At 36.4% G+C, this 25,296-nt stretch carries 19 protein-coding genes; 3 read left to right on the top strand and 16 right to left on the bottom strand.

The window, feature by feature from the left end; translation table 11 throughout:
• Positions 1-32: 32 nt before the first annotated feature.
• The 6 genes from AC0L3Q_RS24020 to AC0L3Q_RS24045 form a co-directional block, all read right to left on the bottom strand.
• Positions 33-281, bottom strand: a complete 249-nt coding sequence (locus tag AC0L3Q_RS24020; RefSeq protein WP_473283606.1) for a hypothetical protein — start codon at positions 279-281, stop codon at positions 33-35.
• Positions 282-453: 172 nt separating this feature from the next.
• Entirely contained in the window at positions 454-1,455 is a 1,002-nt protein-coding gene (locus AC0L3Q_RS24025; protein WP_473283609.1) for a hypothetical protein, read from the bottom strand.
• A gap of 132 nt (positions 1,456-1,587) precedes the next feature.
• Positions 1,588-1,851 (bottom strand): LytR/AlgR family response regulator transcription factor, encoded by a 264-nt coding sequence (locus AC0L3Q_RS24030; protein ID WP_473283612.1) that lies wholly within the window; start codon positions 1,849-1,851, stop codon positions 1,588-1,590.
• On the bottom strand, positions 1,803-2,282 hold the full coding sequence (locus AC0L3Q_RS24035; RefSeq protein WP_473283614.1) for a LytR/AlgR family response regulator transcription factor: 480 nt from the start codon (positions 2,280-2,282) through the stop codon (positions 1,803-1,805). The genes AC0L3Q_RS24030 and AC0L3Q_RS24035 overlap by 49 nt, the downstream gene beginning before the upstream one ends.
• Before the next feature lie 2 nt (positions 2,283-2,284).
• Positions 2,285-3,139 (bottom strand): sensor histidine kinase, encoded by an 855-nt coding sequence (locus AC0L3Q_RS24040; protein WP_473283616.1) that lies wholly within the window; start codon positions 3,137-3,139, stop codon positions 2,285-2,287.
• A gap of 131 nt (positions 3,140-3,270) precedes the next feature.
• Positions 3,271-3,594 (bottom strand): hypothetical protein, encoded by a 324-nt coding sequence (locus tag AC0L3Q_RS24045; RefSeq protein WP_473283617.1) that lies wholly within the window; start codon positions 3,592-3,594, stop codon positions 3,271-3,273.
• Positions 3,595-3,799: 205 nt separating this feature from the next.
• Between AC0L3Q_RS24045 and AC0L3Q_RS24050 the strand changes: the two genes are divergently transcribed.
• Both AC0L3Q_RS24050 and AC0L3Q_RS24055 read left to right on the top strand, forming a co-directional pair.
• Positions 3,800-4,669 (top strand): ABC transporter ATP-binding protein, encoded by an 870-nt coding sequence (locus AC0L3Q_RS24050; protein ID WP_473283619.1) that lies wholly within the window; start codon positions 3,800-3,802, stop codon positions 4,667-4,669.
• A gap of 23 nt (positions 4,670-4,692) precedes the next feature.
• Positions 4,693-8,265 carry a M1 family aminopeptidase gene (locus tag AC0L3Q_RS24055; RefSeq protein WP_473283621.1) on the top strand — a complete coding sequence of 1,191 codons (3,573 nt, stop codon included), beginning with the start codon at positions 4,693-4,695 and terminating at the stop codon, positions 8,263-8,265.
• A gap of 74 nt (positions 8,266-8,339) precedes the next feature.
• Here the strand turns inward: AC0L3Q_RS24055 and AC0L3Q_RS24060 are convergent, their stop codons facing one another.
• The 5 genes from AC0L3Q_RS24060 to AC0L3Q_RS24080 all read right to left on the bottom strand — a co-directional run bounded on the left by AC0L3Q_RS24060 (position 8,340) and on the right by AC0L3Q_RS24080 (position 12,634).
• Complete coding sequence (locus AC0L3Q_RS24060) at positions 8,340-8,615, bottom strand: F0F1 ATP synthase subunit delta/epsilon (protein ID WP_073318576.1); 276 nt, start codon at positions 8,613-8,615, stop codon at positions 8,340-8,342.
• Between the two features lie 11 nt (positions 8,616-8,626).
• Positions 8,627-10,135, bottom strand: coding sequence for a F0F1 ATP synthase subunit beta (gene atpD / locus AC0L3Q_RS24065; RefSeq protein WP_073318578.1), 1,509 nt, complete (start codon positions 10,133-10,135; stop codon positions 8,627-8,629).
• Positions 10,136-10,323: 188 nt separating this feature from the next.
• Positions 10,324-11,178: a bile acid:sodium symporter family protein gene (locus AC0L3Q_RS24070; protein ID WP_473283623.1), complete on the bottom strand. Its 855-nt coding sequence runs from the start codon at positions 11,176-11,178 to the stop codon at positions 10,324-10,326.
• A gap of 24 nt (positions 11,179-11,202) precedes the next feature.
• On the bottom strand, positions 11,203-11,985 hold the full coding sequence (locus tag AC0L3Q_RS24075; RefSeq protein ID WP_473283626.1) for a class II aldolase/adducin family protein: 783 nt from the start codon (positions 11,983-11,985) through the stop codon (positions 11,203-11,205).
• Positions 11,986-11,998: 13 nt separating this feature from the next.
• Positions 11,999-12,634 (bottom strand): TetR/AcrR family transcriptional regulator, encoded by a 636-nt coding sequence (locus AC0L3Q_RS24080; protein ID WP_473283628.1) that lies wholly within the window; start codon positions 12,632-12,634, stop codon positions 11,999-12,001.
• A 173-nt stretch (positions 12,635-12,807) separates the two neighbouring features.
• Between AC0L3Q_RS24080 and AC0L3Q_RS24085 the strand changes: the two genes are divergently transcribed.
• The gene (locus AC0L3Q_RS24085; RefSeq protein WP_473283631.1) at positions 12,808-14,067 is read left to right on the top strand and encodes a sterol desaturase family protein; all 1,260 of its coding nucleotides are present in this window, start codon (positions 12,808-12,810) and stop codon (positions 14,065-14,067) included.
• A 56-nt stretch (positions 14,068-14,123) separates the two neighbouring features.
• Here the strand turns inward: AC0L3Q_RS24085 and AC0L3Q_RS24090 are convergent, their stop codons facing one another.
• The 5 genes from AC0L3Q_RS24090 to AC0L3Q_RS24110 form a co-directional block, all read right to left on the bottom strand.
• On the bottom strand, positions 14,124-15,599 hold the full coding sequence (locus AC0L3Q_RS24090) for a G-D-S-L family lipolytic protein (protein ID WP_473283634.1): 1,476 nt from the start codon (positions 15,597-15,599) through the stop codon (positions 14,124-14,126).
• Positions 15,600-15,626: 27 nt separating this feature from the next.
• Positions 15,627-18,419 carry a TonB-dependent receptor gene (locus AC0L3Q_RS24095; RefSeq protein ID WP_473283637.1) on the bottom strand — a complete coding sequence of 931 codons (2,793 nt, stop codon included), beginning with the start codon at positions 18,417-18,419 and terminating at the stop codon, positions 15,627-15,629.
• 221 nt (positions 18,420-18,640) lie between these two features.
• A complete protein-coding gene (locus AC0L3Q_RS24100; RefSeq protein WP_473283640.1) occupies positions 18,641-21,406 on the bottom strand; it encodes a TonB-dependent receptor in 2,766 nt (921 codons plus the stop codon).
• Positions 21,407-21,761: 355 nt separating this feature from the next.
• The gene (glmS, locus tag AC0L3Q_RS24105; protein ID WP_473283643.1) at positions 21,762-23,609 is read right to left on the bottom strand and encodes a glutamine--fructose-6-phosphate transaminase (isomerizing); all 1,848 of its coding nucleotides are present in this window, start codon (positions 23,607-23,609) and stop codon (positions 21,762-21,764) included.
• Between the two features lie 12 nt (positions 23,610-23,621).
• Complete coding sequence (locus AC0L3Q_RS24110; RefSeq protein WP_473283646.1) at positions 23,622-25,295, bottom strand: DUF4270 domain-containing protein; 1,674 nt, start codon at positions 25,293-25,295, stop codon at positions 23,622-23,624.
• Between the last annotated feature and the right edge of the window lies 1 nt (position 25,296).

The raw sequence follows: 25,296 nt of genomic DNA on the forward strand, positions 1-25,296 counted from the left end.
TCTTTTGAAGATTACAAAATGCTCGTCTGCAGTTATTGAAGCATCGTATCCATTAAAAGCGGTGAACTTTTTTTCGTTTCGGTATTGTAAATCTGTATATATCCATCACCTCGTTTTGTGGTAGTTTCGATAGTCGAAACAATTAATTTTCCGGTGTTGGATATTTTGGTGTCTGTTATATTTTTCCAGAGATCATAGTCTTCATGAGTTAATGCTCGTTTCTGAGCAAAAATGGACACTGTGAGACATAAAAAAACGAGGGTAATACTATTCTTAATCATTTTGTTGAGCTATATCTTCTCCGAAAAGTATAAAACCTTTTATCCACTGATTATCGTTTAACATAACTTTAGGGAAAAAACACGTTAATTTTTAAGGTCAAAAGTATTTCTATATGAGTGAGGGGTTAAAAGATTCTTTTAACCCCTCTGCTAATTAGTTATTTACCTACTACTATTCTATCCCCAAATAAGGATTATAGGTATAGGTTTTACTGAAATTTCCTAGTCCGTTAAAATACTCATCCACCAAATGAGCAGGATAATAAGCCATTCCTCCTGCAAGTAATCCTTGATTCCCTCCATCATTTTTATCGTCCCAATTCCATGGTGCATTTGCAGAACCATTACCATAGGATTTTTGAAATGACTTGGCATTGCTAAACAAGCTAGTAGTAAAACGTTGGTCCCACATCCCACCGTTCTCAAAAATATTTACCAATTTGTACTTCACATTTCTATCATAAATATCTGAAGGATATTCGCTACTGGTTTTACTTGGATAGTACACCACATAATCACTACCACCGGGTTTTTGTTTTGAATGGGCTTTGATCCCATGTCCTTTTGCTTCGGCAGAGGTTTTAAAACGATTGATCCCATTGTGATTTTGTAAGGTCAGGGTACCATCAATATCCTCATTTCCGTCGGTAAGACCTGAATTTGATGTTTTATACGAATAAAAATCAGAGTGAAAAACGGTAACTGCGCCAAGTGCAGCACCATAAGTCGTATTATCCTTTTTTACGATGGTTAGTACCCCCTCGAGGTCATTTTCGTGTTCATCAAGTCGATACAAAAACCAAATGTCTGTCCAATCTCTTGGATGAAAAAAAGCATAAATAATAAAATAATGCGTTGATGTTTCTACCACAGAATAATACCCTACGGCATTTCCTTTTCTTGATGAATTGGCAATGTTGTTCCAATTGTTCTTAGCATTTAGATCTCCGTCAAAATCATACCGTGTAATATAATCTGCTTTACCACTTAATCCATGCGAACCGGTTCGATCCACATCCTGGTAATGAACAGGTGCATGGTGATACGCAAGATCCAGATAAAAATTTTGATTTTTTTGGTTAGTTTTTTGATTTTCTTCTGAAGGTAAATCGTAATTGTTTTCGCAACTAAAAAGGCTTAGCACAACCAGTGCAGCCAGAATACATTTTTTCATTGTTGAAGTATGTTAGGTTATTGATTCTTAAAATTAACAACCTACGGCTTTGACTACTTTAGTTTAATTTTAAGCCTGGATTATGCTACTATTCCTAAAAAGTTAAGAGTGTTATGTGTATTTAAAGTTATTTCAGAAAAGTCTTTTCTTCACCATTGCCTTATAGGATTGCCCAATGGGAATAACACCTCCTTCTATCTTGATTTGATTACCCGCAATACTTTTAATCGATTTGATGCTTACCATAAAAGAACGATGTACTCTAATAAATTTATCTGCTGGTAATTGAGTCTCAAAGTAAGATATCGATTCATGAATAAGTAACATGTTATCTTCCAGATACACCTTTACATAACTTCCATAACTTTCCAGATATTTGATTGTATCGAGTTGCACATGATGTGTCTCTTTATCTCCTTTAAGAAAAATACTGGTGTTAGTAGCTTCAGCAACTGTTGTGCTTTTTTTGAAGAGCTTTCTTTATGTTTGACTACCTTGGTATATGCTTTCAAAAACCGTTCAAAAGAAAAAGGTTTCAGGAGGTAATCACACACTTCTAACTCATAGCTATCCACCGCAAATTCTGAATAAGCCGAGGTAATAATGACCAAAGGCGGATCAGTAAGCATTCGTAGAAAGTCCAACCCTTTCAATTTTGGCATCTCAATATCCAAAAAGATAAGATCCACTTTTTCCTTTTGAAGAAAAGTCATAGCTTCTATTGCATTATAACAGTTTCCCGCTAATGTTAGATCATTGAGCGATGCTGCATAATCTTCAATTATGGTATGAGCTATGGGTTCATCATCTATAATGAGATAATTCATAATTAGAAAGTAATGGTTAATTGTGCACTATACATATCTTCTTCTGTTTTAAAATCCAATGCATATGAATTACCATATACAATTTCTAGTCGTTTCTTTAAGTTTTCTATTCCTATTCCTTTGGTTTCATTCAGAACGGAAGTATCATAATTATTTACTACTTCAAACAGAATCTTGCCATTGGCAACCTCTAGTTTAATATGCACAAAAGCATCGTACATCAAACTATCTACACCATGTTTAAACGCATTTTCTAACAAGATAATAAACAAAAGCGGAGGAATCATAACCTCATCCTTTTCTATTCGTTTTGTAAATTGAATATCCACCTTTTTATGTTGTCGGATCTCCTGAATTTCAATATAGTTTTCAAGATATTCGATCTCCTCTTCCAACTTTACTTCATTTTCTTTGCCCTTGTAGATTACATAACGCATAATCTCAGACAATTTGAGTATGAGATCGGGAGTTTGGTCAGATTTTCGTTTTGCCAATCCATAAAGATTGTTCAACGTATTGAAAAAGAAATGCGGGTTTACTTGTTGTTTTAATAACGCTAATTCTGCTTTGGCTTTGTCAGCTTTTAAGTTTTGAAACCATTTCCATTGATCATAGATCCACAACAAAGCAAATAAGGGTATAGGAAACAAAAACACAAAGAATAAGTCCAGGTTTTCCTCATGTGTTCTTGAACCAAAAAAGAGGATAAATGAAAAGAAAAGAATCAACAGCGATCCGTAAAGCGCTAAGATCAGCACTTTATATTTTTGAAAGAACTTGGGTGCTAAAATATTAAATACGCCTAACCAAAATAAGGTAAGTAATGCAAAGGTAATTGGGTTATCCGGTACTTTCATATAGTCATCCACCCAAAACATTACAACAAAAACTATTGATAACGATACCAATTTTATTAAAAAAAGCTTACGCTCTTTTAAAAAGACAAACGCTTTTCTCTTTCGATATCGCTGCATATACCAAGACCAGATTACATAACAGCTAGTGATAAAAAAAGGAACAAACAACTAAGCGACACTACTTTGTATTCAAAAAACCTTCCCAACATAAAACCGATGAGTGAGAGCACCCAACTTCCAATCATCCAATAAAAAACACCTTCTTTTTGATGAAAAAGCATGGCATGAATAATTACAGAAACAACCATTCCCCAAAACAAAAAGCCAAGAATATTGACCAATGTTTCCTGAGGGTCTATACGGATAAAATCAACAAAGGTTAGTCCCTGGATTATGATAAAAAGAATGACAAACCCATATACAACTGCTCTATATTTCTTTAAGAATCTGATCATACTCCAAAAATAACAATCCTTTGTGCTTTGCAGTAATTATATAAACAGACACTATAAAAATTAGTATGAACACTTCATTTTTTACAACGAATCCTATTGGTTTCTTTTTTTAAGGTATCTGCACTGTTATCGAAGTGTTGGTGAAGATTATTCTGCTTTTATGTGGAGCTCATGTAGGTTCGTGTCATAATTAAAAATAAGTCTTATGAATACGCTACAGATAACCAATGTATCCAAAACCTATCCTAATCAAGTACAAGCATTGAGTGACATTTCATTAACCATAAAAAATGGTTTGTTTGGTTTATTAGGTCCTAATGGTGCAGGGAAATCATCTTTGATGCGAACGATAGCCACTCTGCAAGAACCTTCTACAGGTACTATTTTGTTTAATGGCATTGATATCCTTGAACAACCTCAGGAACTCAGAACTCAATTAGGATATCTCCCACAGGAATTTGGTGTCTACCCTAAAATGTCTGCTCAGGACCTATTGGATCACATGGCTATACTAAAAGGTATTATCCACAAAAAAGAACGTAAAGAACAAGTTGAAGCCCTATTGCAACAAACCAATCTATATCAACATCGCAAAAAAGCGGTTCATACCTTTTCGGGAGGGATGCGACAACGTTTCGGCATTGCCCAAGCATTGCTGGGAAATCCAAAGCTCATTATTGTAGACGAACCCACTGCTGGATTGGATCCTGAAGAACGAAATCGCTTTCTGAATTTGTTGAGTGAAATAGGTGAGCATATCATTATCATTCTATCGACTCATATTGTCGAGGACGTAAAAGACCTATGCACTCATATGGCCATTATGAATCAAGGAAAAATTATCGCTAGAGGTATTCCTTTGGAATTAACTCAACAATTAGAAGGAAAAGTCTGGTCTAAAATCATTAAAAAACAAGATTTGAGGAGTTATCAATCTACTTTTAATGTCATCTCTACTCGTCTTTTTTCAGGAAAAACAAAACTTCATGTATTAGCAGATCAACAACCAGAAGCCGGATTTGAACCTATTCATCCAGGATTGGACGATGTGTACTTCAGCACATTAAGCAGATAAAATAACCACAAAATATACAACTCATGTTTACGCTACTTTTTAAGTTCGAATGGCGATATCACACTAAACAATTGTCATTTTATATTTTCTCATTCATTTTCTTTCTTCTCGGGTTTTATATGTCTTCTGGCGGTAGGCTAGGAGCATCCGAATTGATAAAAAACAACTCCCCTTATCAAATTAATTTTTTTATTGGGGTATTTAGTTTGGTATCAGTTTTTGCCATCATGTTCTATTGCATTAATGCCATGCTCAGAGATCGGCAATACCAAACCGAGGGCATGATCTACTGTACCCCAGTAAAAAAACATCATTTTTATTGGAGCCGCTTTTTGGGAACTTTCCTAATTAGCTTATTGGTGTACTCACTTATGCTAGTAGGTTTTGCAATTGGCACTTTTTTTTCTATTGATCCAGACAGTATCGCTCCTTTTGTGTTATATCATTATTTATACATATGGACCACTATCGTATTGCCTAATCTATTCATTTTAACAGCACTGTTATTCTGTTTTGCTACACTCTTCAGAAAAGCATTAGTCGTATATATTGGAGCAGTTCTTATCTATGCGCTATACTGGGGATGTTCAATATTTCTTAATTCTCCTATGTTAGCCCAAGCAGTCCCTCCTTCGCCAGAGAACATGATTATTGCGGCTATAGCGGATCCCTTTGGATTATCCGCTTTTTTTGAGCAAACCATGTATTGGACTCCTTTTCAAAAAAACAATCAGCTTTTATCTTTTTCGGGGTATTTTCTTTGGAACAGGATCATATGGATTTCAGCATCATTACTACTACTTGGAGTAACCTTCAAATTATTCTCTTTCAGAAAAGGAAATCAAAGTATCAAAAAAAGTAAAGATGTTATAGAATCTGTAATCAACAAAAAAAACTATTTCCCAGTATTGACTTTCCCTCAAACCAGGAAGTCTCGATTTTTAACACTGTTTTCATTGGTAAAACTAGAACTCATTGCCGTCCTCAAAAGCCTGCCATTTATAGCAGTATCTCTTATTTGGATCCTGATAGCAACAACCGAAATTTACAGTAGGATTTTTGAAGGAGGTACTTATTACGATAGTCTGTATCCTGTGCCATATCTTCTAATAGAACAGCTCACCGATGCATTACCTCTTTTAGGGTTAATTCTCATTATATTTTATAGTGGAGAATTAGTATGGAAAGAGAGAAACTTGAATTTTAATGGTATCATTGATGCTACTCCTGCACCCAACAGCCTATTCTTTTTATCAAAGTATGCGGTATTATTTACGCTACCCATGATCTTAATTCTGATCAGCATTGTTATTTGTATAGGTTTTCAAATTATTGGAAATTATCCCGAATTTGCCTTGAGACAATACATCAATCTGTTCTTTTTTCAGGGTGTCGAGATGATATTCTATGGAATTTTGGCATTATTTATTCAAAATGTGGTATCCAATAAATACCTCGGGATGCTTATTTCCGGAATTTTAATTTTTGGATTAGGAAGCTCTATAAGTAGTTATATCGGAATAGAACACCCTTTATTGAAACTGGGAAATACCCCAGCTGTGGTATACAACGATCTTGCTGGATATGGGTACTACCCGAAAAGGTTTTATTGGTACTCGGTATATTGGTTAGCCCTGGGAGGAATACTAACCCTAGTGGCTTTCAAATTGTGGAGAAGAGGTATCATTTCAAGTTTTAAATTTAGAATAGCTCAGCTATTATCAAATTGGAAACAGAGTGAAGTTATTTTTATCATTAGTTTTCTTATCCTCTTTGTAAGTGCCGGCAGCATCATTTATTATAATACCAATATCGTAAATGAATATTTCTCTTCCGATACACGGTTGGATTTTGCTGAAATGTATGAACGAAAATTCAAACAATATGATTCGTTAGAAGAATTATATCCTGTAGCAATAAAAACCAAGGTTGACATTTATCCCGATGATCAAAAATATACAGTGTACTCAGATTACATATTGAAAAACAAAAGCGATATCCTTGTAGATACTGTCTTCATCTCTCCAAGAATACCTTTAACATCGGTTTACTTAGAAGATGCAATATTGATTGAGTATGATACCATTTATAAAACGCACCTTTTCAAACTAAAAAAACCATTACGACCTAAAGAACAAATTAGGTTTAAGTATGAGTTGACAGCAGAAAACAAAGGTTTAGCAACCAACATTGATATTGTCAATAATGGAAGTTATATTCTACACTCTTCTTTGACGCCTTCATTAGGATATCGCCCTAGCCGTGAGATTAAAAGTGCAAAAGAACGTGAAAAGCGAGGTTTGCCTAAAAGAGAAGAAAAAGTTAGTCATGAACATGATTTACATAACAAACCTAGTAACCTGATTGGCAGGGTATCTTTTGAAACTGTAGTATCTACCCAATCCAATCAAATAGCAATTGCTCCAGGAAATCTGATCAAAAAATGGACCGATAATGACAGGAATTATTACCATTACAAAACTCTGGATAAAGTATCTCCTCTTTTAGGATACTTCTCGGCCAGCTATGAAGTTCAAAAAGAAAATTATAAAGGAGTTAATATTGAACAATATTTTCACCCAAGTCATGACATGAATATCTCTTCGGTGATGAAAGCAAGTAGGGAAACCCTTGATTATTGTACCCAAAATTTTGGCAATTACTCTTTTGATCATCTTCGTATTGCAGAGATCCCGGCATATTGGCCATTTGGCGGTCAGGCCATGCCAGGAACAATTAGTATGATAGAAGATCGGTTTTATCTATTAGATCAGCGTAACACTGAAGTATTCAATCTGGTTGCCAAACGAACCATACACGAAATAGCACACCAATGGTGGGGGCATATATTAACTCCAAAAATGACCGCTGGTGGAGGTTTCTTTATCGAAGGCCTAGCGAAATACACCGAAGGCGTAGTCATGGAAAAACACTACGGCAAAGGTGCTTTGTGGAATTTATCCGAATACGCCAACAACAGATATTTTACTGGCCGATCCTATGCTTCAGAAAAAGAGTCACCAGCCTACTTATCCGATGGCGAAAACCACATCCTTTATGGCAAAGATTACACAATTATGCTTGCGTTAAAGGAACTAATAGGTGCTCAAAAAATTGATGCCATTTTACAAAAAATAGTTTCCGAATATGGAAATAAAGAAGAATTTGAAGTCGTTACTCTTGATTTTTTGAAGGAAGTGTATCTGGTCACCCCATTAGCATATCACACCCTGATCGATGATTGGTTTAAACGAATCATCACCTATGATCTGCAGCTCAAAAACGTCTCATACAAGAAGCTCTCTAATGGAAAATATGAAATCACGCTGGATGTGGTTACCAAGAGATTCGAAACCAAAGATCTTGGAGAAGAAGTACCCATAACAATAAACGAACCCATACAAATAGGTTTATTTAATAAACATCCCAAAAGAATAGGGGTAGACGAACAAATCTTATACCTTAAACCACACCATTTCGATAAAGAAAACACTCAAATTAGCATTATCGTAGATGAAATCCCGAAGTATGTATCCGTAGATCCTTATGGCACCCGATTGGATAAAAACAGAGTGAACAACATGCAGGAATTATAGAAATTGCGAAATAAAAAAATCCCAAATTCTGCAATCAGAATTTGGGATTCATTATTTTTCAAAAGTAATTCGTATTAGTCGGCTAACACAATTACTTTATTGTCTTTCATTTCAATAGTTCCAGAAGTAATCGGAAGCAAAGTAACACCGTTTTCTTTCACAAACTTTTCTGCTACTTCCTCTTCTAAATTCATATCTCCATACACCTTTACATTTCCTTTTCCTAACAAAGAAATAATGGGTGCGTGATTATCTAACATCTGAAACTCTCCATTCACACCTGGTACTGCAACAGAAGTTACTTCACCACTAAATAATACTGCTTCTGGAGTTACTATTTCTAAATACATATTTTTCTAGTTTATGCTTCAGCTAACATTTTCTCACCAGCTTCAATCGCTTCTTCGATTGTCCCTTTCAAGTTAAATGCTGCTTCAGGAAGGTGGTCTAACTCACCATCCATAATCATTGTAAATCCTTTTATAGTATCCTTGATATCTACTAAACATCCTGGGATTCCTGTAAACTGCTCTGCTACGTGGAATGGCTGAGATAAGAAACGTTGTACACGACGAGCGCGTCCTACCGCTAATTTATCATCTTCAGATAATTCTTCCATACCAAGAATCGCGATAATATCTTGTAATTCTTTATAACGTTGTAATAACTCCTTAACTCTTTGTGCACAGTTATAGTGCTCATCACCAAGGATATCAGCAGTAAGAATTCTCGATGTAGAATCTAATGGATCTACCGCTGGGTAAATACCAAGCTCTGCAATCTTACGAGACAATACTGTTGTTGCATCCAAGTGAGCAAAGGTTGTTGCTGGTGCAGGATCCGTCAAGTCATCCGCAGGTACATATACCGCCTGTACCGATGTAATCGATCCTTTCTTGGTAGAAGTAATACGCTCCTGCATCACACCCATCTCTGTTGCCAATGTTGGTTGGTATCCTACCGCAGAAGGCATACGTCCAAGTAGTGCAGATACCTCAGATCCAGCTTGTGTAAAACGGAAGATGTTATCTACGAAGAAAAGTACATCTTTTCCTTGTCCGTCTCCAGCTCCATCACGGAAATATTCTGCAATAGTAAGACCAGAAAGTGCTACACGAGCACGTGCTCCTGGTGGCTCATTCATCTGTCCGAATACGAAAGTAGCTTTCGAATCTTTCATTGCTTGTTTGTCTACTTTTGAAAGATCCCATCCTCCTTCTTCCATAGAATGTAAGAAATCATCACCGTACTTGATAATTCCAGATTCTAACATCTCACGAAGCAAGTCATTTCCTTCACGAGTTCTTTCTCCTACTCCTGCGAATACAGAAAGACCACCGTGTCCTTTTGCAATATTGTTAATCAACTCCTGGATCAATACTGTTTTACCTACTCCAGCACCACCAAATAATCCAATTTTACCTCCTTTTGCGTAAGGCTCGATAAGGTCGATTACTTTGATCCCTGTAAATAAAACTTCAGTCGAAGTTGATAAATCTTCAAATTTTGGTGCCTGACGGTGAATTGGAAGACCATCTTCTCCTGCTTTAGGAAGATCTCCAAGTCCATCGATTGCATCTCCAATTACATTAAATAGACGTCCATATACATCCTCACCGATTGGCATTTGGATAGGAGCTCCAGATCCTACAACTTCCATCCCTCTGCTTAATCCATCACTGGAATCCATCGCAATAGTACGAACAGTATCCTCACCAATGTGAGACTGAACTTCTAATACTAGTTTACTACCGTCTGTTTTATTAATTTCTAATGAATCGTAAATTTTTGGTAATTCAGTCCCTGCAGCGAATTCTACATCGATAACCGGACCTACAATTTGAGATACTTTACCCGTAACTTTAGACATTATCTAACTATTTAATGTTTAGTATTTAACTATGGAAAAAAGATACTTTACAAACAACGCTACAATAGCACCTTTTTTCAGGCTGCAAATATAGTCTTTTAAAATGAAAAAATAATGCCTTTTATTTTGTTTTTTTAAAGGTAGCTTTTATCCCATTTTTCAACGGAAATTATCTCATTAAAAACCTTTTAGGATTTACTGTATCGTCCATACACTATTATAACAAAAGCAGCCGCATACATCACTAGTGTATATATGGCTCCAGCTATGGCAAATGAGGTGTTTTGAAGGGTCACCACTGCTATAGTAATTGCCAATCCCGAGTTTTGGATCCCTGACTCTACTGCAATACTAATCGCCTGAGGTTTTCGCAGTTTAAAACCAACCGCTGTCATATATCCCAGAATCATACTGCTTACATTTAACAAAACCGTTGGTAATCCTGCCTGTTGAAAATAAGGGATGATATTGTGTTTTTCTTTCAGAATAATCCCTGTGGTGATTAATGCTAACAAAAGTACCGAAGCTACCTGAACTGGCTTTCCCATTTTTAAGGCAAAACTGGTAGCTTTGGCACGTATCAGCATTCCTAAAAATACTGGGACAATTACTATACCCAACAACTGACCGATCATTTGCAAAATATTTAATTGCACCTCTCCTTCTTGTCCAGAAAAATTCAAAAGTGAAAATTGTACAATGAAGGGTATAGTACCAATCGTAATGATACTCGATATTGCGGTTAATGTTACAGAGAGTGCGGTATCTCCTTTGGCCAAATGAGCAATCACATTTGAGGTTGCCCCACCTGGACATGCCGCCAAGATCATGATTCCGATAGCAATTTCTGGGGGCAGTTGAAGTAAAGAAACCAAGGCATAACCAATAATGGGTAAAAAGAGCAATTGATTGATTAACCCCAACAAAACTGCCTTAGGGTTTCTGGCTACTCTTTTGAAATCATCACTGGTAAGCGAAAGCCCCATACCAAACATAATAATCATTAAGGATATGGCGACAATCAGGGTTCCTGTACTATTCATAGTTATGTATTTTGATTATGAATTCTAAAAATCAAATGTTGCACTTATATCTTGCCACATCGGTTGAAATTGAAAATATCCTGCAAGCGGAAAACCAAGCTCTGCTCTTGTCTTCATAGCGATATTATGATCTATTTCGATCAGTTTTTCTCCCGTTTGCATGGCTAGCAATTGTGCCTGGCAACTTCTTTCCATGGTAATAAACCACCACGCTGCCTCGTCTACAGAATGTCCAACGGTGATTAACCCATGATTTTGTAAAATTGCTGCCTTATTATCTCCCAAAGCTTTGGCAACCCTCTTTCCTTCTTCTAGTTCATTAACAATACCTGCATAATCATTAAAAACTGCATGATCTTTATAAAATGCACACGCATCTTGAGTAATCGGAGCTAGCTCCAGGCCTAAGGCAGAAAACGATTTCCCATAAACCGTATGTGCATGTGCCGCAGCAACAACATCAGGTCTGGCGGCATGAATTTGAGAATGGATCGCAAAAGCAGCTGCATTTACAGGAAATTTACCTTCTACCACTTCTCCCTTATGATTCACCAACAATAGATCAGAAGGCGTAATTCGATTAAAAGAAAGCCCAAATGGATTTACCCAAAAATGATCTTGATGCTCTGGGTCTCGTACCGTAATATGCCCTGCAACACCTTCTGAAAAACCAAATTTACCGAATATTCTGAACGCCCCGGCAAGTTTTGTTTTGAGATAGGCTCTTTCTTCGGCTACATTGTCAAATTTTGGAGGCATGGGAATGTTTGCCGGTAACATTTCTAATGGTGGATTTTGTACTGCCATAATTATATTTTTTTTAAGTTCTTATTTGTTTTTGTTTTGCATTTTGGATGATTTCTAAATACTCATTGTATCCTTTATCTGTCAAATAAGGTTTCAACACCTCCCACAATGTCTGCAAAGGTGAATCTTCAACCAAAGACGTATTCTTTTCATCTAATAAAGTAGTTCCTGCACTCCAAAAAGTGCTTGTCATCCAAAGCGTACGAATAATCAGATCATAATTTACCCGCTCTTTTTCAGGAACTAACCGATCGCTATCCACATAATAATTGATCAAACTTCTCGCATCTTGGAACCGCTTTGAAGTAGCTAGCCTGTATTCGTTCATGATATCAGGGTATTCCTCTATCAGATAAAGGATATCCATAAAGAAGAATCTGTATTTTTTTTGAATGCCATAAAACCGGGTAAACAACTCCTGAAAATGAAAAAGGGTTACATACTTATCCTTTGGGAATACTTCTATGGCATTATCCAATACTTCCTCCTGAATCGCAGCTAATAAATGTTCCTTTCTTTTGAAATGATAGGTAAAGTTCCCTGGGCTTATACCCGTAGCCTGTGCGATATCATTAATACTAACATTAAAAAAGCCCTTTTTATTAAAAAGATAAACCGCTTGCTCGATAATTGAAGATTTGGTATTCATTTTCACAATTTAGTATAAATATACTAATTATTTTTTAATATTAGTATAATCATACTAATTTAAGATTAATCCCATAAAATTGCTTTTATGGGATTGATACCGGGGCTTCAGGACGGCTTCAGATTCCAAAATTTTGACTATTTTGTAGATTGAAAATTCTTACATTTTATTGAATGGAAACATATGCTATCGCCTTAAGTTATGCTATTCCTGGTTTTATCGTTCTGATTCTTATAGAATATCTCATAAGCAGATGGAAAGGAATACCGGTTAATGAAGCTATGGACACAATTTCTAGCTTAAGTTCTGGTATTACCGATACTTTAAGAAGCCTAACTGGTCTTGCCATAATCATTATCAGTTATGATTGGATGGTGGATCATATTGCTTTGGTGAGTATCAAATCTTCTGTTTGGTTATACATTCTTACGTTTATAGGGCTTGACTTTGCTGGCTATTGGTCTCATCGTTTTAATCATACTATAAACCTATTTTGGAATCGACATATTATCCATCATAGTAGCGAAGAGTTCAACCTTGCATGTGCACTAAGGCAAAGTATCTCTGCTATCATTTCCATTTATTTCTTTTTATATATTCCGCTTGCTCTTTTAGGAATACCATCGCACATCGTGGCACTAGTTGCCCCAATTCACTTGTTTGCTCAATTTTGGTATCATACCCGATTGGTAAACAAAATGGGGATTCTGGAACATGTTATCGTAACACCTTCACACCATAGAGTACACCATGCAATTAATGACGAATATCTGGATAAAAACTATTCTCAAATATTCATTTTTTGGGACAAGCTATTTGGCACTTTTCAAGAAGAGTTACCTGATAAACCTCCAGTGTATGGGGTAAAAAAACCTGTTAACACATGGAATCCTTTCTTTATCAACTTTATGCATGCCTGGGGGATTCTGAAAGACGCCTGGAGAACCAAAAACTGGTGGGACAAAATACGGATATGGTATATGCCAACCGGATGGAGGCCAGATGATGTAAAAGAAAAATACCCTATACAAATCATCACCGACCCTTATACACGAAAGAAGTACAAGACTGAAAGTTCGCTCTCCTTAAAATTATGGTCCTGGTCTCAACTCCTTATCACTTTGGCGCTTTTGTATTATTTATTGGTTAGTTTTGGAGATTTTGAGTTACCTCAAATTATCAACTATGCACTGTTTATTGCCATTTCTATTTTCGCTTACACTTCACTAATGGATAGACATATTATATCGGTATACGCTGAAATTGTTAAGATTACTTTTGCGGCTTATTTGATCTTTAAAGAAGGAGGGTGGTTCGAAATGGATGCGGTATTTACGGGAGCTACGATGATGGTAATTATTTATCTTATTATATCTCTACTACTAGCTTTCTATTTTCAATTGTTAGAACGCAAATTCATTATCGCTTCATAAAAAAACCCACTAAATCGCTTTAGTGGGTCAATTTTATATGTTATTAATATCCTAAACTACGGTAACATAGGACTGTAGAACGTAGGGTAGTCTACTGCTTTTACCAGTGGTAAGTTAGAACCATAGGTTTCATTAATTGCCGTAGCTGCAGAATTTGCTAAAAATGCGTATCCTCTTGCCGTTGGATGTACACCATCCAAAGAGAACAGTCCTCCAAATACTAAATTTCCTTGAATCAAAAATTCATCAAATTGAATTCCTCCATCAGAAACTTGATCCAATAGTGCATTTGCATCTACGAAGGCTAAGCCTGCTTGTTGAACTGCAGATGAAATCACCCCATTAAACGCTTCTGTTGCTGTTGCTATTTCTGCCTGCTCTTCTGGAGTTAACACCCACTTATCAGCCAAAGGAACCGCTACTCCGTTTACAGTAAGCGGATTCCCTGGTACAGCTTCTGTACCAATAAAGCTACTCGCAGGTAGTACTAATAGATCATCTGCTGTTGCTTGTCGTATACTTACCAAGGCAGAGTTAATCATGGTCAGATCTGTTAGACTTTCGTCTTCAATAACTACAGCATTATTCGCTGCTTCTGCAAAAGTTATCGTTCTTCTTGCGATCTCAGCATCGGCATCTGCTTGTGAAATCGCTCCATTACCCACTAAGAAAGCAAACGCCTGCACAATTCCAGCATTATAAGCCGCGTATGCTCCATTAACAGCTCCTGCAGTTGCTGCATCTAGCGGAACCGGATTATGAGGTACAGTAGTAAAATGTGCAATAGCTGTTACATCTGGAATATTAAAAACTACTCCTCTTGCTCCTCCAGAGGTTAATGTACCTACCAAGGTATTATATACTTGAGTAAACAATGCAGTATCCGTTATTGGGTTTGTACCATCTCCTCCGCTAAGGGCATATCCTAACACATCATTATTACCGATCCATAACGAGAAAAATGTTGGATTTTGTGCCATCGCATCTGCCAAAACAGTTGTTGTTGGACTAGAAGCCATTCTCACAAAATAAGGGTTTGCAGTAGCTGGCATAGCGCCTAATCCTGCGATATCTCCATATCCAGGAGCTACGAGATGAAAGCTTTTTGCACCTGGCACTCCCATATTATTAAATGAACCCGAAAGTATTGCCGAAATTTCAGTCGTTGGTGTTGCGTCTAGCGGTGCTGGACCAGCGCCATTAAAAAATAATCTAGGTCCTAAAATTTGATTTCCTCCAAGCAATGCTCCACCGATATTATCACTCATCAAAGGTTGAACAAAATTTCCTCCTCCTGCTAATGCAAATTGCTGTGCTAAAATATTAGGCATAGAATTTTCTTGGCCTGCAATAAACAAAGCATTGTCGGTAAATCCAGCGGTTAATGAGTTTCCTAATGAAACAAATGTTGAAAAATCAGCTTCACCAGAGGTAATGACTACCTCTTCCATTACTTGGCCATCATCATCATCCTCACAGGCAATAAAACCAAAGATGAATAAAATAAGTAGCCATTTATATTGAGTATTCATTTGTCTTTTCTTTTTTATAGTTATCTATTATAAATTGTTTATGGTAAGACCGATATAGTATTGAGATCCTATAAGTCCAGTACCAAAGGCCGTAAAGTACTCGTCACCACCTATATTTGTAGCACCTGCTTTTAATGTCGATTTCAATGATGGAATCGTATAATTGATCTGTGCATCTATAACAGAGAATGAAGGCACATCTCCATCTCCAAAAGATGCTTGCCAGAAATAATCATCACTCCAACGATAGCTAGTGTTAAAACCAAAATTTTTAAATAGATTAGGATGACCAAAAGTTGCTTTTACTTTATGTTTTGGCGTATTGAATTCTGTTCTGAAATCCGGATCACTTTCTTGGTCTAAATCCTGCTCAGCAAATGTATAGTTCACACCTAGTTCAAAATCACCTGGTAATTTGGTGTTGACCCCTGCTGTAAAACCTAGGGATTTAATATCAACATCAGAGTTTGTATAAGCTTGATACACCGCAAAATCATCATTTTGCAAAGCAAGAAGTGATAATGCTCCATCGCCAACCTGACCATAAAAAGGAACAATCACATTCTGCGTAGAGATAAAGTCTTTATATTGATTATAATACGCACTAATATCTATTACAAACCGATCAACTTTCCCTCTATATCCTACTTCAAAAGCAGTCACCTTTTCTGGTTCTACAGGTGCCGCTGAAGATCGTACTGGATTACCTGCAAGTACAGAAGAGGCTGAAAAAGAGTTTTCGTAAGCAGCTCGACCAACAATATCTACACTGTCAGAATTCAAAATTCCCTGACCTTCTCCACTAATATCAGTACCACTAAAAGTTCGAACATCTCTATCCAAGTTATCCTGTGCAGAACCTACCAAGATAGCACGCCCAACGTCTAATCCAATATACAAATCTTGAGTGGTTGGATTTCTAAAACCTGTTTGCACCGATGCACGGATGTTGTGGTTTCTTTCTTCACCGAGTGTATATCCTATCGACAATCTTGGAGAGAAGTTACCATCAAATAATTCTGACTTATCATAACGTACAGAACCTGTCACTTTAGCTCTTTCATCTGCAAATTTCTTTTGTAATTGGGTATAAATACCAAATTCGGAATATCGAATTGGCCCATCAAAATCTGTAAAAATAGTTCCTGAAGAATTTAATTTGTATTCTCTAAAAGATCCTCCTACTTGAATATCAGCGAAATTACTTGTCAAGTGACTGAAATTATAATTTACATCTACGTGTCTTAATTGTGTATTATCCTGAAATCTAGATCCTGTAGATAAATCTGGATCACTAATTACCTGATTAAACGCTTGTTGGAATTCTGGTGTTCCAGGAATAAGTCTTCCTGTATCTGCTGTTTGTCTTGCAAGGGCATGTGCTTGTTCTGGAAGCACTCCTGCTAATGTAGCCTGTACAAACGCCCCCGCATACTCTCCAAACCAAGTTGAATCATCTTTCCAGAAACGGTTAATATTGATTCCTGTAAATCGAGTATCATAAGAATCTCCCGCATCTTCATCGGTGATATAACCTCTAATAAAGAAATTACTATTCTTAATTTCTAATTTATGTTGTTGTAAAAAGAAGTTTCGGATAGAGTATCTGTTAGCTCCTTGATAGATTGTAGTACCTCTACCAACTTTACCAACATAAATAAGTTCTAAATCATCGGCAAAAGGTCTGTAGTGTAGTGCTGCATCAAACTTTATACTTTCTGCCGGATAATCATTCAAATCACTCTCAAGATATCCTGTACGACTTACATTGGTATCAGGAAGTAAATTCTCGGCCCCAGGAGGCAATATCGGCTGTCCAGTAACAGGGTTAATTGTATTTGTTAAGATTTCTCCAACACCTCTTATGTTGGTACTTACCTCATCTCCATATACATTAAGACCATCATAATTAATATCGGATCTATCCGTATTAGGATTCAATACGTTAACCTCACTTACCGCAAACCAGTCTGTACCTCGTAAATATGAAAAATTAACTTTTGCAGCAAATTTATCAGAAAACGCATGTGCAATACGAATTCCGTAATCATAATATTCATTATCCCCGGCAGCTTCCTGAGAGGTTATACCTCCTTTAAAATAAGCACTAATCCCTTGATGATCGAAAGGATTCTTACTAGTCATGAACAAAATACCATTAAAAGCATTTGCTCCATATAGTGCAGAAGATGCTCCAGGCAGTAATTCAATACTATTCACATCAAGCTCCGTCATACCAATCAAGTTACCCAAAACGAAGTTTAGGGCAGGAGCAGTATTATCCATACCATCTACCAACTGTACAAAACGAGTATTCGCAAAAGTGGCAAAACCTCTCGTGTTTATAGATTTAAATGTTAAACTATTGGTATTAATGTCCACTCCTTTTAGAGTTTCTAATCCATCATAAAAATCTGCTGAAGGGGTATTTTTTATCTTCTTTACATCAAAGCGTTCGACACTTACAGGAGATTCAAAAATACGTTCTGGCGTTCTCGATGCCGAAACGATTACTTCATCTAATTCTGTTCCTTCCTTAAGTGTAATGTTTAAGTCAGACGATGCCGAAGAAACAACAACCGAACTGGATTCGAATCCAACGCTACTTACCGTAATTGTAAAAGGAGGTGATTGTTCGACAGTAAGTGAAAAGAGACCATCAAAATCGGTAACTGTACCCACGGATGCGCCATCCAAAATCACATTTGCTCCCGGAATCGGTTGATCATTATTATCCACCACCTTTCCTTTGATTGTTGTTTGTGCAGAAGTGACAATACTCATCAATAACAGCATTACCACTAATGTAGTTGTTCTCATACCCTCAAATTTTTTAAAGTTATGACAACAATATACGTTTTTTTAGGAATTTTTTAATAAAGTTGTTAAACCTTTGTTTATTAACCATGAAAAAAAACCAATCGCTTCAGTTTTGATAATTCGGTTTTTTTGATGGAATACATGAATTTCTTTACTTCAATCCCATAAAAAAACCCATCTGAAAATATCAGATGGGTTTTCACATTTATTTTTAAAATCTGTTACAGATTGTTGATCGATAGTCCTACATAATATTGAGATCCTATAAATCCAGATCCAACGGCTGTAAAGTACTCATCACCTCCTATATTGTTAGCTCCGATTTTTAATCTAGCTTTTAGTACAGGAATCGCATAATTAACCTGTGCATTGATTACGGTGTACGAAGGAATAGCACCTACACCAAAATCAGATTCCCAGAAATAATCATCACTCCATATAAGATTGGCATTAAATCCAAAGTTTTTAAACAGCTCGTCATTACCAATAGACGCTTTTACCTTATGCTTTGGCGTGTTAAAGTTACTTCTAAAGTCTGGATCTCTTTCCTGATCGAAGTCTTGCTCAGCGAAAGTATAACTAGCGTTAAAATCAAATCCATTCAATTTATAAGTAAATCCTGCAATTGCTCCATAAGAATTGATATCTACTTCAGAGTTAGTAGAAGCGGTGAATGTTCTTCTTGTTCCAGCACTAGCTAATGACTGAACCGCTAATAACTGCTCTCCCGCAGTACCATTTACAACACCTTGACCTGGTACAATAACATTTTCGTTTGCAATAAAGTCTTCAAACTGGTTGTAATATACACTACCATCAAAGATGAAAGCTCCAAACTGTGCTCTATATCCAACCTCGTATGCTGTTACTCTTTCTGGTTTTACAATATCGATACTAGCAACCTCAAGATCATTAACATCTCCTGTTTCTGCAAATCTTTGTACAGAACTAGCAGAATAAGAGTTCTCATAAGCGTCTCTTGCTGTATATACGTTGTTAAAATCATCAACTGTAGTAAATCTATCCAAGTTTTCTTCAGCAGAACCCACAAGAAGAGTACGTCCAATATCAAGACCGATAAATAAATCTTGAGTAGTAGGGTTTCTGAAACCTGTTTGTACCGAAGCACGTAGGTTACGAGTCTTATTTGCTCCAAAGGTATAACTCACAGAGAATCGAGGAGAGAAATTTCCATCGAATAACTGAGATTTATCATAACGTACAGAACCTGTTAATTTTAATCTTTCGTCTAATAACTTTCTTTGGAACTGCGTATACAAACCATATTCTGAATATCTGATAGGCCCATCTATATCTGTAAATACGGTTCCTTCAGAATCTAACTTATACTCTCTAAAAGATCCACCTATTTGGATGTCTGCAAAATTACTAGTCAAATGACTAAAGTTATAATTACCATCTGCATGTCTAAACGATGATTTCTCCAAGAATTTAGATCCACTAGCAAGATCCGGATTACTAGTCACATCTTCAAATGCTTGTTGGAACTCTGGTGTTCCTGGAATAAGACGTCCTGTATCTGCTACTTGTCTCGCGGCTGCGTGAGCCGCTTCTTGAGCTGCAGGATCATTAGGATTAGCACCAATAGTAGCTAAATAAGTTCCGATATACTCTGTAAACCATTGTGTATCTGATTTCCATCTGTTATTGATGTTAAGACCAGTAAAACGAATATCGTATGAATCTCCAGCGTCTTCTGCAGTTACATAACCTCTCAAGAAGAAGTTATCATTTTTAATTTCTAATTTATGTTGTTGTAAAAAGAAATTACGAAGCAATGTTCTGTTGGCATCCTGAGTTACTGTTGTACCTCTACCTAACTTACTTGCCAAAATCACTTCAAAATCATCTGCAAACGGTCTGAAATGTAACGCTCCATCAAATTTTAAACTTTCTACATCATTATCATTAAGATCAGCCTCATCATAACCTGTTCTACTTACCACTGTATCTGGTAAGAAAGGTAAAACTGCTGGATTTACTGCTGGGTTTTGTGCTGCAAGTCCTCTTAAAGAACCTTTAGCCTCATCTCCGTACACGTTTAATCCATCATATCCTGGAGTATTCTCTCTAGTTGCCCCTGGGTTATCCAAATCTCTTTTGTCTGCTGCAAGCCAGTCAGTACCATTCAAAAGGGAGAAACTCACTTTTGCTGCAAACTTATCAGAAAATGCATGAGCTATTCTAACTCCTACGTCATAAAACTCGTTATCTCCTGCAGCTTCTTGAGAAGTAATTCCTCCTTTGGCGTAAGCACTGATTCCCTGATGATCAAACGGGTTCTTACTATTCATAAATAGGATACCGTTAAAAGCATTCGCTCCATATAAAGCAGAAGATGCTCCTGGCAGTAATTCGACACTTGCCACATCAAGCTCACTTAAACCAACCAAGTTACCAAGTACAAAGTTCAATGCGGGAGCGGTATTATCCATTCCATCAATTAGCTGTACAAAACGTGTGTTTGTAAACGTTGCAAAACCTCTGGTGTTAATAGATTTTAATGCCAAACTATTGGTATTGATATCTACACCTTTGATATTTTCTAAATCTCCATAAAAATCTGCAGAAGCTGCATTCTTAATCTCCTTAATACCATAACGTTCGATAGTTACAGGAGATTCAAATAAACGTTCCGGAGCACGAGATGCCGAGATTACCAACTCATCCAAAAAGGTAATGTCCTCTAATACAATAGTAACTTCCCCAGTTTGTGACGTAACCACTAGGGTAGCATCATCAAATCCAATACTACTTGCTACTAAGGTAAAAGGATAATCTTTGTCTGTAGTCAGCGTAAAGTTTCCGTCGAAATCTGTAATTGTAGAAACATCAGTTCCTTTAACAGAAACACTAACTCCTGGTATAGGTTGATCGAAACCATCGATAACCCTACCTTGAACCACATTTTGTGCGGTACCTACTATGCTCATTAAGAGCACGACCATTAATGTAATTGTTCTCATAAGTAGATTTGTAATTATAATTAAGTTGTTTTTTCTTATGCACGCATAAGGATTCAAACATTGGGATGCAAAAGTACACTTTTTTCATTAAAAACAAAGAAAATATTGCATTTTATCGTAAAAAGATGCTGTTTGACGATTTGCAACGTTAAGGAATCTTTAAAAAATGATCATAAAATGGGGTGAGTGAGCACTATTAATGCTGATGTAGTATGAATTCATTTTTCACGGCAAATGTAATTAATTGTTTTGTACCTGTACAATTCTTTTATCATATTTTTACCTAATCTTAATATTAGGAATAAAAAAGGCTATCCCTTAGGATAGCCTTTGAAAGTATATCAATAAAAAGTATTTACTCTACAGTAACGGATTTTGCCAAATTTCTAGGCTGATCCACATTCTTATCAAGCATCACAGCAATATGGTATGATAACAACTGCAATGGTATCGTAGTAAGAAGAGGTGTTAAGAATTCTATGGTCTCCGGAATTTCAATAACGTGATCTGCCAATTCTTTTACAGTCACATCTCCTTCTGTAACAATACCAATAATCTTACCTTTTCTGGATTTGATTTCCTGGATGTTACTCACCACCTTCTCATAATGTCCTTTTTTGGTAGCTATAACCACAACTGGCATTTGCTCATCGATAAGTGCGATGGGACCGTGTTTCATTTCCGCCGCAGGATAACCCTCTGCATGGATATATGAAATTTCCTTAAGCTTTAACGCTCCTTCTAAAGCCACAGGGAAGTTGTAACCTCTTCCTAAATACAAGAAATTCTTTGCATCCTTATATGTATCTGCAATAAGCTTTATGTGATCATTTGACTCTAATGCCTTCTTCACTTTTTCTGGAACTCTTTCTAGCTCTTGCAAATAGTAATGGAAATCACTATTAGATATGGTTCCTTTACGCTCTGCTAATTTTAAAGCGATCAAGGATAAGATAGTAATTTGCGTTGTGAATGCTTTGGTAGAAGCAACTCCTATTTCTGGACCGGCATGTGTATAAGCTCCAGCATGTGTTTCTCGAGAAATCGAAGATCCCACTACATTACATACTCCAAAAACAAATGCTCCTCTTTCTTTAGCCAATTTGATCGCAGCCATGGTATCCGCAGTTTCTCCACTCTGAGAAATAGCGATCACCACATCATCTTGATGGATGACAGGATTACGATATCTAAATTCTGAAGCGTACTCTACTTCTACAGGAATACGAACCAAATCTTCGAAAATGTACTCTGCAACCAATCCTGCGTGCCATGATGTACCACATGCAACAATTAGAATTCGTTTTGCATTAAGAAGCTTAGCCAAATTATCATCGATCCCTGCCATTTTTATAATCCCATCGGCAACCAGCATTCTTCCTCTATAGGTGTCACTTATAGCACTTGGCTGCTCATAGATTTCTTTAAGCATGAAATGATCATATCCACCTTTTTCTATTTGCTCCAGATTGATCTGCAATTCTTGCAAATAAGGATCTACAAGACTGTCGTCATGTATTTTTCGAACTTTAACATCCTTGTTTCTTCTTACAATTGCCATCTCCCCGTCTTCCAGATAGATCGCATTATTGGTATATTCTATAAAAGGAGAAGCATCTGAGGCAATAAAAAACTCATCTTCACCTACACCTATAGCTAGTGGACTACCCAGTCTAGCTACTACTATCTCGTCTGGTTTTTGCTTATCAAAAACTGCAATAGCATATGCACCAATAGTTTGATTCAATGCTATTTGAACAGCTTTTCCAAGTTTTATATTTTCTTTGGTCTTTACATCTTCTATTAGATTAACCAAGACTTCAGTATCTGTTTCAGACTGAAATTCATAGCCTCTATTTAGCAATTCTTTTCTTAGTGATTCATAATTTTCGATAATTCCATTATGAATAATCACCAGATCTCCAGAATTAGAGTAATGTGGATGCGAATTGACATCGTTAGGAACTCCATGAGTAGCCCATCGAGTATGCCCTATTCCGATAGTTCCATTTGTAGAAATCTCTTTCTCCAAACGCTCTTCTAAATCCACTACTTTACCCTTTGTCTTTGACAATTTGAGATCATTACCATCATAAAGAGCAATACCGGCAGAATCATATCCCCGGTATTCTAATCTTTTTAATCCTTTTAAAACAATTGGATAGGCCTCCCTATGACCTATATACCCCACTATTCCACACATGATTTAATTTTTTTAGTTGTCTATTGATTCGGTATAAAAAATATTAAGCTTTAATTGTTTCGCCTCCGGAACACCTGGTCCATTTCCATAAAGAACAGTTCCTTCGTGCGATATTACAGAAGCAAAGGGGGTTGTTTTTTCTGTAACTTCAATATCACTATTAGGGTCGGTTTCATCACTTCTTACACGTGCAAAACCATCTGCATTATTAATTATATTTACGTTTTGCGAAACTGAAAGTCCAAGTCTTACGTTCTCAGTATCACCATCTAATATATTGTTAATATGCTGTGTCATCCTAACTTTAAAGAATTCTCCATCATCATTAGAATCTCTTGAGATTCTTCCCAGGTGATTGGTGATCGAAACAACAGGGTTATCATTATTGATCGTATTATCAAAACGATAATCCAGTAAAACTTCGTCAGTTTCCATATTAAATATATATATTCTTTCTGGTTCTGTATCACCACCAGTTACTCGATCTTGGTCAATATAAAACGTCATAGATGCGTCATTAATTAACCAATTTTGTCTTCGAAGAAAATCAAGTTCATTTTCCTCTTCTCCATTTTCATTGACAATCATACCACCAAACAAGTCAATTACAGCAATTGCTCCATCTCCACCTTTCAAATATAAGGTTTCTTCTCCATTTACCACATCCTGATTCTCGGTCAATAACTCGTTGGCAATGGTAGTATCAAACTGAGTGTCAATACCATTAACAATATTATTGGCAAAGGCCAAAGCAAGTGTTCCTTGATCTTCAACAATATCTGTAGTACTTCCGTCCTCATCTTCATCAGCCGTATCTACCTTATCAAAGGTATAATGCAATGTGATATCTCCATTAACCATATTTAAAAACGTCAGATTACCTGCATTGTTCACAGCTTCTGCTTCAAAAAATATACCTCTGAAAAAATTTCTAAAATTATTGGCATTACTCAATTCTGATGATCCTTCCATATCCAGGAAAGCAGCCGTAAAGACATCAACCGGAAGCTTTACACGAAAAGCTGGAGGCAATCTTGTTACATCCGGATCATCATTTTCATCTTCTCCATCCGGACTTAGTAAAATCAATTCCTCTGCAGAAGGCACAAAACCTTCGTCTGTATATAATAATTGCTGTTTTAATTCTGTACCAAAATTAGTTTCTATATCATTAAGGTCATTTGAGAAATACAATTGCCTTTGATTAGAATTTGGATCAAAATCTCTCAAGAAATAATTGGACTTATAAACAGACAATCTAATAGGCTGGTTTCCATAAACAGAATCCAACTCAAACGTATTTATGATTACTCCATCATCATTTGCCTCGGTATTGGTGGTAGTGCTGAAATAAGGAATGTTTAAAACTACGCTATCTAATCTAGCATTATCTCCAAAAACAGGATCGAAACGTTCAGGCTGTAATTCGGATAACACTCCATACGCCGACTGGCCATATACTGGATCATTATAGACCCCTAATAGATAACCAGGTAACGCCGAGGTTTGCACTCTTTCAAACCTTGCACTGTAAGCTATAGGAATAGCCTCATAAAGCCTATCTTCAAAATTAACATCACCAATTACTTCACTACCAACTGTATTGAATTCATCATCACAAGAAAATAAAGTAACCAATACAGTAACTACTGCCGTAGATCTAATCAAAAAATTCTTCAAAGTCATA

The sequence above is a fragment of the Aquimarina sp. KJ22-3 genome, from assembly GCF_055808215.1.